The 12,946-nt window shown below is 72.0% G+C and carries 11 protein-coding genes; 8 read left to right on the plus strand and 3 right to left on the minus strand.

Annotation, left to right across the window (positions count from 1 at the left end; translation table 11 throughout):
* Window positions 1-79 precede the first annotated feature (79 nt).
* The 6 genes from RZ84_RS02630 to RZ84_RS02655 are packed head-to-tail and all read left to right on the plus strand — an operon-like array spanning window position 80 to window position 8,290.
* A complete protein-coding gene (locus RZ84_RS02630; protein ID WP_043262932.1) occupies window positions 80-1,270 on the plus strand; it encodes an ATP-grasp domain-containing protein in 1,191 nt (396 codons plus the stop codon).
* Window positions 1,267-3,066: an IucA/IucC family protein gene (locus tag RZ84_RS02635; protein ID WP_043262933.1), complete on the plus strand. Its 1,800-nt coding sequence runs from the start codon at window positions 1,267-1,269 to the stop codon at window positions 3,064-3,066. The genes RZ84_RS02630 and RZ84_RS02635 overlap by 4 nt, the downstream gene beginning before the upstream one ends.
* On the plus strand, window positions 3,063-4,379 hold the full coding sequence (locus RZ84_RS02640) for an MFS transporter (protein ID WP_043262934.1): 1,317 nt from the start codon (window positions 3,063-3,065) through the stop codon (window positions 4,377-4,379). Before RZ84_RS02635 ends, RZ84_RS02640 begins: the two co-directional genes overlap by 4 nt.
* On the plus strand, window positions 4,379-6,232 hold the full coding sequence (locus RZ84_RS02645) for an IucA/IucC family protein (RefSeq protein WP_043262935.1): 1,854 nt from the start codon (window positions 4,379-4,381) through the stop codon (window positions 6,230-6,232). Before RZ84_RS02640 ends, RZ84_RS02645 begins: the two co-directional genes overlap by 1 nt.
* On the plus strand, window positions 6,229-7,521 hold the full coding sequence (locus tag RZ84_RS02650; RefSeq protein ID WP_052229725.1) for a type III PLP-dependent enzyme: 1,293 nt from the start codon (window positions 6,229-6,231) through the stop codon (window positions 7,519-7,521). The genes RZ84_RS02645 and RZ84_RS02650 overlap by 4 nt, the downstream gene beginning before the upstream one ends.
* A gap of 1 nt (window position 7,522) precedes the next feature.
* Window positions 7,523-8,290, plus strand: coding sequence for an HpcH/HpaI aldolase family protein (locus RZ84_RS02655; RefSeq protein ID WP_043262936.1), 768 nt, complete (start codon window positions 7,523-7,525; stop codon window positions 8,288-8,290).
* 145 nt (window positions 8,291-8,435) lie between these two features.
* Here the strand turns inward: RZ84_RS02655 and RZ84_RS02660 are convergent, their stop codons facing one another.
* A complete protein-coding gene (locus RZ84_RS02660; RefSeq protein ID WP_043262937.1) occupies window positions 8,436-9,296 on the minus strand; it encodes an alpha/beta fold hydrolase in 861 nt (286 codons plus the stop codon).
* Between RZ84_RS02660 and RZ84_RS02665 the strand changes: the two genes are divergently transcribed.
* Complete coding sequence (locus RZ84_RS02665; RefSeq protein ID WP_347232803.1) at window positions 9,282-9,713, plus strand: DUF3224 domain-containing protein; 432 nt, start codon at window positions 9,282-9,284, stop codon at window positions 9,711-9,713. The two genes, RZ84_RS02660 and RZ84_RS02665, sit on opposite strands and share 15 nt — an antisense overlap.
* A gap of 219 nt (window positions 9,714-9,932) precedes the next feature.
* On the opposite strand, the gene RZ84_RS02670 is transcribed toward RZ84_RS02665, so the two are convergent.
* Both RZ84_RS02670 and RZ84_RS02675 read right to left on the minus strand, forming a co-directional pair.
* Window positions 9,933-11,117, minus strand: a complete 1,185-nt coding sequence (locus tag RZ84_RS02670) for an RNA polymerase sigma factor (RefSeq protein ID WP_043262938.1) — start codon at window positions 11,115-11,117, stop codon at window positions 9,933-9,935.
* Window positions 11,118-11,125: 8 nt separating this feature from the next.
* Window positions 11,126-11,533, minus strand: coding sequence for a YciI family protein (locus RZ84_RS02675; RefSeq protein WP_043262939.1), 408 nt, complete (start codon window positions 11,531-11,533; stop codon window positions 11,126-11,128).
* Window positions 11,534-12,352: 819 nt separating this feature from the next.
* On the opposite strand from RZ84_RS02675, the gene RZ84_RS02680 reads away from it, so the two are divergent.
* Entirely contained in the window at window positions 12,353-12,715 is a 363-nt protein-coding gene (locus RZ84_RS02680; protein WP_043262940.1) for a hypothetical protein, read from the plus strand.
* Window positions 12,716-12,946: the final 231 nt, after the last annotated feature.

Here is a 12,946-nt window from a genome sequence, read left to right on the forward strand (position 1 = left end):
CGGCCCCTCGTGTCCCGGCCCGCCACCGTGCCCGAAACGCCAACCCCGCACCGCCCTCGACCCCGAAGGGGTTCCGCTCATGCGGATGTACCTGCTCGCCCTCAACCCCACCGACTCGGTCACCGACGGCTTCCTGCCCGCCGCCGCCCGCCTCGGTCTCGACGTCACGATCCTCACGGACCAGCCCGCAGCACACCGGCAAGCCACCCCCGAGGCCGAGGTCCTGGAGTGCGACGTCCACGACTTCCGCGCCGTCCTCACCCGCATCGCCACCCACCACGGGGCCGACGCGGTGTTCACCAACAGCGACCATCTCCAGACCCAGGCCGCGCTGGCCGCCGACTACCTCGGCCTGCCCGGCAAGGACTGGCGCGTCGCGCTGCGGGCCAAGAACAAGGCCGAGATGCGGCGTCACCTGGCCGCGGCGGGCATCGACCCGGTCCGCTCCGCGGAACTCGCCCCCGGCCAGGACCCGTCCGCCCTCACCGCCGCCGGACTGCCCTACCCCTGTGTCGTCAAACCCCGCGAGGGCGTGGCGAGCGAGGACGTGCGGCTGGCCGTCGACGGGGAAGAACTGGTGGCGCACGCCAAGGAGATCCAGGCCCGGCGTCCGCAGGCCGCGCTGGTCGCCGAGGAGTACCTGGCCGGTGACCTGCACAGCCTGGAGACCCTCGGCGACGGGCGAATACGCCATGTGCTGGGCGGTTTCCGCACCACCGTCTCCGCCCCACCCAGCTTCATCGAGGAGCGGCACGGCTTCACCGCCGCCCACCCGGAGCCGGTGACCGCGCAGGTGCTGGCCCAACTCGACGCGCTGGGCGTGGGGTTCGGCGCCTGCCACACCGAGTTCGTGGTCCACGAGGGCCGGGCCCGCCTCATCGAGGTCAACTACCGCATCATCGGCGACCAGTCCGACCTCCTGCTGGAGCAGGTCCTCGGCATCCCCCTCTTCGAGCAGATCCTGCGGACGCATCTGGGCGAGCCGCTGCCCGCAGACCTGGGGGCCCGGCGGGACGGGGCGGGCCGGCTGGAATACGCCCGCGCCGACCGCGCCGGGACGCTCACCGCCGCCCCGACCGCCACGGACCGCGAGGAGGAGGGCGTACGGCTGGTCTACCGGCCGCTGCGCGCGCTCGGCGCCGCGCACCCGCTGTACCGCACCAACCGCGACTACCTGGGCGTGCTGCGCGCCACCGGCACCGACCAGGCAGCCGTCGACCGGGCCGTGGACCGCTTCTTCGCCACCGAGCGCTGGGAGATCACACCGTGACCACCGCCCTCGACACCACCACCGGCCCGGACGACGCCGCCGCAACCGAGGAGTCCACCCTGCTGCTGCGGGTCCTCGGCGCGCTGCTGCGCGAGGACGTGGTGGGGCTGCGCACCCGCACCACGCCGCTGGAGCGGCCGGACGGCCGCTGGCTACGGCTGCCCGCCGACCCCGCCGCCGGCGCCCTGCTGCTGCCGGTGGAACCGGACGGCTACCAGAGCACGGACGCGGCCCGACTGCCGCTGCTGGTCCGCGAGTCCGACGGCACCCACCTCACCACGCTCGACGAGGCCCTCGCCGCCCTGCGCGCGCTGGCCGACCCACTCGACCGGCCCGGCTTCGACGCCTTCGCCGAGGAGTGCCGCCAGACCCTGGCAACGATGCGGCTGCACGCCCGGACCGCGGACGAGGCGGCGGATGAGCTGACGCGCCGTCACGGCTCGTCGCCGGCTGCCTGGACGGGACTGGATGGCGGCCTCGCCTTCGACGCTCTCGCCGCCCGTCTCGACCACCCCGTCTACCCGACCGCACGCGGCCGATCCGGCCTCGACGAGACGCAACTGCGCTCCTACGCACCGGAGTTCCGGCCCGACTTCGCACTCCGCTGGCTGGCCGTGCCACGCGCCGCGCTCACCGTGCCCGGCGGCCCGGCGGCGCTCCCCGAGTGCTGGCCGACACCGGCCCGGCTCGGCCTGCCGCACCTCGACGGCAGCCATCTCGCCCTCCCCGTCCACCCGTTGACCCTCGGCACCCCGCTCCACGACGCGCTGCGCGAGACCGGACTGGAGAAGGACACCGTACTGTCCCAGCGAAAGCTGCTCACGGTGACGCCGACACTGTCGATGCGGACCGTGGCGGTGGACGCCGATCCGCGGCTGCATCTGAAGCTGCCGCTGGCCACCGCGACGCTCGGACTGCGCAACCGCCGCACCATCAAGCCCCGTACGCTCATCGACGGCGCGGCCGGGCAGCGGCTGCTTCAGACGGTGCTCGACCGCGAGCCGCGGTTCGCGACGTCGGTGCTCCAGGCCGACGAGACGGTCTACGCGCACGCCGGCCACGAACTGCTGGCCGTGCTGTGCCGCCGCTACCCACAGGGCCTGGAGAACAACACCGTCGTGCCGATGGCCGCACTGCTCGCCCAGGCCCCCGGCCGGCGGCTGGTCATCGACGAACTCGCCGACCGCTACTACGGCGGCGACCCGCTGGCCCTGCTCGACGCCGCACTGACCCTGCTCTTCGACTGGCAGACCACCCTGTTCGGCTACGGCATCGGCCTGGAGTCGCACCAGCAGAACATCTCGCTGGTGCTGGACGAGCAGGCGGACGGCACCCGGCTGCGGCTGCTGTTCAAGGACAACGACGCACCCCGGCTCAACACCGTACGACTGCGGGACACCCTGGGTGCGGACGCCCCGGACCCAGCGGAGTTCGCCGACCCCCGGATCCTCGCCGAGGACGACCGGCCGATCCTCGACCTGTTCGCCACCATCACCGTGCACCTGTGCGCCGGCTCGTACGCCTTCGGCCTGGCCCGGCACGGGCGCGCCCCCCTCGACAAGCTGTTGGACCTGGTCCGCGACCGGCTCTCCGAGGCCGTCGAGCGGCTGGGCACCGCCCCCGGCGAACCCGGTGCCGCGCTGCGCTCCTACCTGCTGGACGCCCCGCACCTGCCGGTCAAGGCGATGGTCAGCGCCGGCAGCCTGCTGACCAAGGAACGCTCGGGCGCCGCCGACATCAACAAGCACTACACCACCGGCCCCAACTACCTGCTGCCCACGGGAATGTCCCGATGAGCCAGACGAGCCCGCACGGAACCACCACGCGTCGGACCGATGCGCCCCCGGTCGAGACCAAGGCCCGTCCGGGCCTGTCCGCCCGTCAGGTGTATGCGGTGGCCGGCTGCTACTTCGTGGCGTCGTTCGCCGCGCTGGGCCTGCCGCCCTACCTCACCGAGATCCTGCCCGACCTCGGCGACGGTGCGGCCCGCTGGGCCGGTCTGCTGTACGTCGTACCGACGGTCTTCGCCGCCATCGGCGCCCCACTGTGGGGCCGGCTCGCCGACCGCTTCGGACGCAAGAAGCTGCTGCTGCGGGCCCAACTGGGGCTCGCCGGGGCATTCCTGCTGGCGGGTTGGGCCGACTCGCTGGCCACCTTCACCGTGGCACTGGTGATCCAGGGGGTGCTGGGCGGCACCTTCGCGGCGTCGAACGGCTATCTGGGGGCGGCACTTGAGGGCAAGTCGCTGTCCCGGGCGCTGACACTGATGCAGGGCAGTGCGCGCGCGGCACTGGTCTTCGCACCGATCGTCGTCGGCTCACTGACGCCCTGGCTGTCCCCGCACCGGCAGTACGTGCTACTGGCCGTACTGCCGCTGGCCGCCGCCGCCCTGCTGGCCGCACTCCCGGAACCACCGCAGACAACGGGATCGCCGCGGGCCACACCCACCCCGGCTGCCGGGGAGACCGAAGCGGACGGGGCGAACGGCGGCGCCGGCGCGGCTGAACCACCCGGGCGCGCCCCGGCCTCCTCCCCCCTGCGGGCCCTCTACGCGCTGCAGTTCACCTTCGTCTTCTCCACCGTCATCTCCTTCCCCTACCTGATCTCCCTCATCAAGGAGCGCATACCGGGCACCGGCCCGATGGTCTCCGGCGTCCTGTTCGCCCTCCCGCACATGTGCTACCTGGTCGCCGCGATCCCGGTGCACCACCTCTTCCACCGCCGCCCCCGGCTCGGCATCGCCCTCGGCTTCGGCTGTATCGCGCTGGGCCTGGCCGGACACGGCACAGCCCACTCGCTCGCCGCGTTCATCACGGTGCGGCTGGTGCTCGGCGCCGGGCTCACCCTCGGCCTGGTGTGCATGTCGGTACTGGCCGCCGAGTGCGCCAAGGGCCGGGCCCCCGGCGGGCTGTTCGGCTCGATCGAGTTCTTCTCCAAGGCCGGTGCGGTCGCCGCCGGCCTGGCCGCCGCGGCCGGCAACGACTGGTTCGGCCCCCCCGCCCCCCTCCTGACCGGCACCGCGATCGCCCTGGCCACCGTGGCCGCGACCACCGTCCCCGGTCTGCTGCCCCGCCTTTCCCGTACTCTCCGCACCCGCAGGAGCCTTTGATGCCCCCGCTGACCGACTCCCCCCACACCGCACCGGCCCCCACCACCCCCACCACCCCCGCCGGACTGCCCACCGCCGACCACGCCGTCGCGCACACCCTGCTCAACTGCCTGCTGCGCGAGGTGTCCGCGCCCGAGCACCAGACCGCCGTCGACGACGGCCACCTGCTGCTCAGGCTGCCGCGCCGCGGCGTCCTGCTGCGGATCGCCCTGCGCCGCACCTCCCTGCTCGGCGCGCACCGCTTCACCGGCCCGGTGACCGAGCAGACCGACGACGGCTGGGCCGAGCTCGACTGGCGCCGACTGGCCGAGTACACACACGCCGAACTGTCGCTGCGGACCGGGGTGGACAACGAGGAGTTCCTGGCCCAGATCGCCTCCAGCCACCAGGCCGTCACCGCCGCACTCGCCAAACGGCAGACGGACCATGCCGACGGGCCGGCGACATCCGCCAACCGGCAAGCTGACCACGCTGACTGGCGGACTGCCCCTGCCGACTGGCACGCCGCCCCTACCGACTGGCAATCGGCCTACGTCGCCTCCGAACAGTCGCTGATCCTCGGCCACCGCTTCCACCCCACCCCCAAGGCCCGCACCGGCGACCCCGCCGACTGGCAGTCCTACGCCCCCGAGACCGGCGCCGCCTTCCCGCTCCTCCTGCTCGCCGTGCGCGAGGAACTGATCACCGAGGAGTCCGCCGCCAACGACGCCACACAACCGCTCGACGCACTGTGCACCGACATCCCGGACGGCTACCGGCTACTGCCCGCCCACCCCTGGCAGTACCAGCTGCTGCGCGACCACCCCGGCCTCCAACAGGCCCTGGACCGCGACGACATCCGCATCCTGGGCACCACAGGACAGCCCTTCGCCGCCACCGCCTCCGTCCGCACGCTCTACGACGGCGACACCTTCCTCAAGTTCAGCCTCAACGTCCGCATCACCAACTGCCTCCGCAAGAACGCCAGTTACGAGCTGTCCGGGGCAGTGGCGCTCACCCGCCTCCTCGCCCCGGCCCTCACCGACCTCGCCACCCGCTTCCCGGGCAGCGCGGTGCTCCGCGAACCCGCCTACCGCAGCCTGGCCCTACCGGGCCCTGATGGCCGGCCCGACAACGACCTCCTCGAAGGCTTCGGGGTGATCGTCCGCGAAGGACTGGCCCAGCGGCTACTGCCCGGCACCACCCCACTGCTGGCAGCCGCCGTCGCCGACGAGTACCCCACCAGCCAGGCCCACCTCTCCCGCCTCCTGGACGGCGCCGGCCCCCGGGCCGCGCTGGAGTGGTGGACCGCCTACCTCGGCCTCCTCCTCCCCCCGGTACTCGCCGCCTACTTCGACCACGGCCTGGTACTGGAGCCCCACCTCCAGAACGTCCTGGTCTGCGTCGACGGCGACGGCATGCCCGCCCAGGTCCTCTTCCGCGACCTGGAAGGCACCAAGCTCGTCCCCGAACACCACACCGAACTGCTGGCCTCACTGCCCGAGCACATCGCCGAACCCATGACCTACGACGCCCGGCGCGGCTGGGACCGCGTGGTGTACTGCCTGCTGGTCAACCACATCGCAGAAATGCTGGCCGCCCTCGCCGACCTGCACCCGGGCACCGAGGTCGAACTGTGGGCACAGGTCCGCCGCACCCTCCAGGCATACGCGGACCGGCACGGCTGCCCGCCGCAGCTGGCCGCACTGCTGGCCGGCGTCCCGTTGCCCGCCAAGGCCAACCTCCTCACCCGCTGGGAGCGCAAGGCCGACCGCGAAGCCGGCTACGTCCTGCTGCCCTCACCACTGGCCGAGGACATCCTGTCGGGCACCGTCCGCACCGACGACACCACCCCCTGGAGTGCCGCACCGTGACCACCCCCACCCCCACCCCGACCCCCACACCGGCCGTCCAGGACCGTGCACTCTCCCTCCCCTCCGCCGAACTCCCCGCCTATCTCTACGACTTGACGGCGCTGCGCGGGCACCTTGCCGAGGTGCGCGCCGCGCTGCCCGAGCACGTCGAGCTGTACTACGCGGCCAAGGCCAACCCCGCCCCCGAACTCCTCGCCGCACTGCGCCCGTACGTGGACGGCTACGAGGTCTCCTCGGGCGGCGAACTCACCCATGTCGGCAAGGCGGTACCCGGCGCGCCCCTCGCCTTCGGCGGACCGGGCAAGACCCCCGCGGAGATCACCCGGGCACTGGAGCTCGGCGTCCAGCGCTTCCACGTGGAGAGCGTCCACGAGATCCACCTGCTGGCGGACCTCGCCGCCCGCCTCGCCCCGGAACGCCGCATCGCCGTCCTGGCACGGTTCAACCTCCCCGTCGACGACGGTTCCCTGGACGGCAGTTCGCTCGCCATGGGCGGTCGCCCCACGCCGTTCGGCCTGGACCCCACCCAGGCCGACGAGGTCATCACCCTCCTCACCGACGACACCTACCCGCACCTCGAACTCCGCGGCATCCACGCCCACTTGGCCAGCGGCCTGGAAGCCCCCGAACAGCTCGCGGTCTCGGAATCCATCGTGGCCTGGGCCGCCGACCTGGCCGCACACCACCACATCCCACTGCCCGAGGTGGTCCTGGGCGGCGGCATGAACGTCGACTACACCACCCCGGAGCACCGCTTCGACTGGGCCGCCTACGGCGCCGGCCTGTCCCGACTCGCGGCCACCCACCCCGACCTCACCCTGCGCATCGAGCCGGGCCGCGCGCTGACCGCATACTGCGGCTGGTACGCCACCGAGATACTGGACGTCAAGCACAGCCACGGCGAGGAATTCGCCGTGGTCCGCGGCGGCACCCACCACCTGCGCACCCCCACCACCAAGGGCCACGACCAGCCCTGCACGGTCCTCCCCACCGACACGCCCTGGCCACACCCCTGGCCACGCCCCGCCGCCCACGGCGACCTGGTCACCGTCACCGGCCAACTCTGCACCCCCAAGGACGTCCTGGCCCGCCACGTCCCGGCGCGCGGGCTGCGGGCCGGCGACCGGGTGGTGTTCGCCCTCGCCGGCGCCTACGCCTGGAACATCTCCCACCACGACTTCCTCATGCACCCCCACCCCACCTTCCACTTCCTGGACACCGGCACCGGCACCGCCACGGGCACCGGCGGCGTCGATGACCACACCGTCAGCACGGAAGCCGAGGTCTGAGATGCTCCGCCCCAACGAGGTCCGGCGGAAGCTCGCCGCGGGCGAGGAGGTGTACGGCCTGTTCAGCACGGTTCCCGAGCCCGCGGTGACCGAGATGATCGGCTGCGCCGGCTATGACTTCACCGTCCTCGACACCGAACACACGCTGGTCGATCCGCAACAGCTGGAGAACCTCATCCGGGCCGCCGAGACGGCCGGGCTCACTCCGTTCGTCCGGGTGCCCGAGGCGGACTCCGGAGCGATCCTGCGCGCACTCGACGCGGGGGCGATGGGCATCGTCGTCCCGCATGTCCGCAGGCGCGCGGACATCTGCGCCGCCCTGCGCGCCGCCCGCTACGCCCCGGAGGGCATGCGCTCCCTCAACGGCGGCCGGGGCCCCGGCTTCGGCCGGATCGACCCGGCCGAGTACATCCGCCGGGCCAATGCCGAAACGATGCTCATCGCCCTGATCGAGGACGCCGAGGGAGTCGAGGCGATCGACGACATCCTCGCCCCGGGCGGCGTCGACCTCGTCCTGCCCGGCCCCGCCGACCTCTCCCAGTCCTACGGGGTCCCCTGGCAGCTCCGCCATCCCCGCGTCCAGCAGGCCGTCCGCACCCTCCGCGACGCCTGCGCCCGCCACGCCGTCCCCTTCTGCGCCATGTCCACCACCCCGGAGCGCCGCGCCGAATGGCACGCCGACGGCGTACACGCCTTCGTCCTCGGCGAGGACCGCGATCTCATGGCCCGGGCCCTGCGGGAACACCTGGAGCGCACCTCCGGGCAGTAGCGGGAGCCGAGTCCGCGGCACGAGAGGACCCCGGCGGCCATGTCCGCCGGGGTCCGGTCACCCTCGCTGCCGGGTCAACCCCCGGCACTCGCTACCGCGTTCACCCCCGAGCAGGCAGCCCCTGCCACCGGCCTTTGTCGGCCGGTCAGCCGGACAGCCCGTGGACGAACCCGGAGACCAGTTCCGCGACCGCTTCCGGAACCTCCTGGACCATGGCGTGGGTGGCATCGACGGAAGTGAAGGTGACCGTCGGCCGGACACGGGCGAGTTCCGTCAGTTCGGCGGACAGACCGCGCGCGAACCGGACCTGGAGGTCATCGAACCACTCCGGCGTCGGAAGCGGATCCGGCTTGCCGGCCTGCACCAGGAGCAGCGGGCACCGCACCCCGTCCAGCCACCGGGTGACGCCGAGCGCGCCGAGCCGGTCGAGTTCCGCGTACATCTCCAGCGCCGCCGACCGCTCGGGCAGCATCTGCCAGCTGCCGTCGGGCAGGGGGCGCACGGCCGCGCGGGCGGCGACCTCCGCGGGCCCGGCGGGAATCCCGTAAAGAGCGCACTGGGCGACCTGCTGCCCGATGTACTCGGGCGGTACGACGGCACCGGCCGACGAGCGCAGCGACTTCCCCACCCGCTCGGCGCCCGGATATTCCCCGGGACGTCCCCACCAGAAGCCGTCCAGGTTCACCGCGGCTCGCGTCCGGTCCGGGTACGCCCGCGCGTACTCGACCGCGACCAGCCCGCCGAGCGACGTCCCGACCGCCACGGCCTCCGGCACCTCGTACGCCTCCAACGTCTCCGCGATCAGGCGCACCACCCCGGGCACGTCCCAGGGCGAGAGGTCCGGTGAACGGCCGTGCCCGGGAAGGTCGATCGCGAGAACCCGGTGCCCTACGGCAGCAAGCGCCGTGGCCGCCGTGTCCCAGTCGACGAGCGACCGCCCCGCGCCGTGCAGCAGCACGAGCGGCCGGCCGTCACCCCTGTGGTCGCGAAGGTGCAGCAGCGTCATGGACGCCACGGTAAGGAAGGAACCTGCCCCGCCGGGGCTGAACCGGCCTTTTCACAGGATCCGGAGCTGGCTGACGAGGCCGCAGTGCCTGTGGGTGCAGCCACGATGGACCAGAAGTACGAAGGCGAAGTCGCCGGTCGCTCGGCCACCTTGTTCACCGCCGCGTTCAACCAGTCCACCGCCACCGGCACATATGTCGCCATGGAGTCCTTCGAAGGGACGCTTCACGGCCGGGAGGGCTGCTGCAACTTCGCGCACTCGGCAACCACCGCGGGCCCCAGCCGGGAGGACGAGCTCGTCGTCATCGTTCCGGGCAGCGGAACGAGCCAACTGGCCGGAACAGCCGGGACCGGAGGCATCACGGTCGACTCGGACGGCACACACCGAATCCGGTTCGACTACGAACTCGATCAGTGACCCGGCATGTCAGGCACGAAGCCCTGAGCGGATCGCGGCGAGGCTGACAGTTCCAGCCGCGGAACGCCTCCCGCCGGCAGGCTGCCGGGCTCGGCAGGAGGGGGAGACCACACTCACCATGGACCGGCCCCTACGGCCCGCCGCCTCGGCGTCCGCCAGGACGACCGCTCCGGCCACGGGCCCGCGCCCAGTGCCGCGCGCTCTGCCGACCGCGACCCGTCAGTGACTCCGCCGGGTGTTGAGGCGGGCGGCCTGGCGCGTGAGGTGGTCCCGCTCGGCGAGGTTGGGTGCCTTGTGCGCCGCCTCGGCGTACAGCCGTGCCGCCTTCGCCAGGTCGCCGTCGCGCTCGTGGAGGTACGCCGCCACCGCTGCGTGACGGGGCAGCGATTCGTCCAGCTCCGCGAGCGCCGCCAGGCCGGCGCGCGGTCCGTCGGCCTCGCCGACGGCCACCGCGCGGTTGAGCCGGACGACCGGGCTGTCCGTCAGGCGCACGAGCTCGTCGTACCACTCGACGATCTGCACCCAGTCGGTCTCCTCGGCGGTGAGCGCGTCGGCGTGGAGCGCCGCGATGGCGGCCTGGGCCTGGAACTCGCCCAGCCGGTCCCGGGCAAGTGCCGCCTGAAGGATCTCGACGCCCTCGGCGATCGACTCGGTATCCCACCGGCCGCGGTCCTGCTCGGCGAGCGGCACCAGGCTGCCGTCGGCCGCGGTCCGGGCGGCGCGCCGGGCGTGGTGGAGCAGCATGAGGGCGAGCAGCCCCGCCACCTCCGGGTGGTCGATCGCGGCCGAGAGCTGCCGGGTGAGCCGAATGGCCTCGGCAGCGAGGTCGACATCTCCGACGTAGCCCTCGTTGAAGACCAAGTAGAGGACACGCAGCACCGTGGCGACGTCGCCGGGCTGGTCGAACCGCACGCCGGACACCGTGCGCTTGGCCCGGCTGATCCGCTGCGCCATGGTCGCCTCGGGCACCAGGTATGCCTGGGCGATCTGGCGGGTGGTCAGCCCGCCGACCGCCCGCAGCGTGAGCGCGACCGCGGACGACGGTGTCAGCGACGGGTGCGCGCACAGGAAGTAGAGCTGGAGCGTGTCGTCCACCGCGGGTACGGGACCGGGCGCCGGCTCCTCGTCGACGCGGTCCTCACGCCGGCGGCGGGCGGCGTCCGCCCGGGTGGCGTCGAGGAACCGGCGCCAGGCCACGGTGACCAGCCAGCCCTTCGGATCCCGAATGGGGTCTCCCCTGCTCGAGCCAGGCCGAGAGCTTGGGGAAGGGCCGGTCGGCCAGACGCGGATCGCCTCGACCAGCGCGTCCTGCACGGCGTCCTCGGCCGCCGCGAAGTCGGCTCCGCGGCGGACGAGGATTCCGAGCACGCTCGGCGTAAGGCTCCGGAGCAGGGCCTCGTCCATCTGCGAGATCACTCCGTGATGGTGACCGGGCAGGCCAGGAACGGTCGCACCTCGAGCCACTCGTGGATCGGCTTCCCGCCCGCCCCGGGGGCGGCCGACAGTTCCCCGGCAAGCTCGACGGCGCGCTCGTAGCTGTCGACGTCGATCATCATCCAGCCGGCGATGAGGTCCTTGGTCTCGGCGAACGGGCCGTCGGTGACCGGCGGGCGCCCCTCACCGTCGTACCGGACCCACGTCCCCTCAGGAGCGAGCGCCTGACCATTGACGAACTCGCCGGTCTCCTCCAGCCGGGTCGCGAAGTCCTGCATGTACTTCACATGCGCCGAGATCTCCTCCGGCGTCCACTGATCCATGGGCACGTCGTTGACCGGAGCCGGAGCGCCGCGGTAATGCTTGAGCAGCAAGTACTTGGCCATCGTGTTTCTCCTCGGTGCTGGTGCAACCCATTGTGGTCGCGTTCACCTCGGGGACGGAACCGGTCACGGCTTCTCGACATCGCCGTCCGAATTTTTTTGGGCTCTCTTGCCGGCTCTCACGGATGAGCCTGGGTGAGCCCTCTCGCGGTCTGCGGGCCCCGGAGTGCGCGATGGCGAGCCGGAACGAGCCCTTCCAAGATCAGCAGCGACCGGCCGACGGACGCAGGAGAAGGCTTCGCGTGCGTCACTTTGCGTGTGGCCCTGGCACGTCTACCGGCAGCTCCGCTAGATCCATACCGCCACGAGCCCCGCCGCCGGCCCGCAAGACCGCCGAGACGGTGTCCTGGAGTCGCGCCACACCGGCCCGATCCCCGAGGTCGCCGCTCGCCCGGACGCCACGCCAGTGGCGCACTGAGATCCGTGCCTGCTCCGACACCGGCGGAGTCCCCAACGGCGGTACCCGAGCCATCAGCGGCGCCGGCGAAGAGACCCGACAACTCGCCCACGCCTTCCGCGACTTCACCGACTACGGGATCCGGATCCCGCTCGTCGCGGACGGCACCCGCCCCTACCAGCACCCGCCGACCCGGGCTCGACCGGCCGAACGAGCCGACCCGAGTCGATCCGCGAAGAGCCGCCAAAGCACGCCCGGTGATTATCTGAAATTCAGGCCAGCCGATACGGGCGCCCATACCGGTTCGCGACTCTCGTGGAATTCGGCGCGTCACCGAGTGGGCGCGTCTCATTTTGCTTTAACCTCCATTAACTGTATGAAGTCGATCAATTACTGATCGAAACAGCTCGAATCTCGGAGATGACATGCGCAAGCTTCGCAACACTGCCGCCGTGGTAGCCGTTCTCGGCAGCGTCAGCCTCCTCGGCGCGGGCACCGCCTACGCCGGCAGCGGGTCGGGGGGCGACAGCCCCCAGCAGAGCCGCCAGAGCACCTATCAGCAGCAGTCGAGCGGCCGGTACGACAACGGCAAGTCGCACGGCCGCAAGGTCATCATCCAGCAGAGCACCTCGTGCAGGACATACGACGACAACGTCGATGTCCTCGGCGAGGTACGGGAGTTCCCGCACCACCTGGGTTTCTTCCGGCTCAGAGAGGACGAAAAGCCGGACGTGCAGATCACCAAGCTCGGCTCGTCCCACGGGTGCAACAACGTCATCCGCCTCTGAACCAGTCGGCCCGACGGGGTATATGGGGCGTAGAGGGTTCGGTTCGTTGTGCCGACGGGGTGCATTCCCGGAATTCGAAGAACATCCGCGCAACGTCATTGCCGAGGCGAAAGCGACGGCACCCGTAGCGGAGTTTCGACGACGATGACGTTGCGCGGTCACGGGTCAGCCTGGTATTGCGGACGCCTCAAGGGCCTGTGTGTGCATGTCGGGCGTCGACACGGGCCGGTG

The organism is Streptomyces sp. CT34 (genome assembly GCF_000805335.1).
GTDB lineage: Bacteria > Actinomycetota > Actinomycetes > Streptomycetales > Streptomycetaceae > Streptomyces.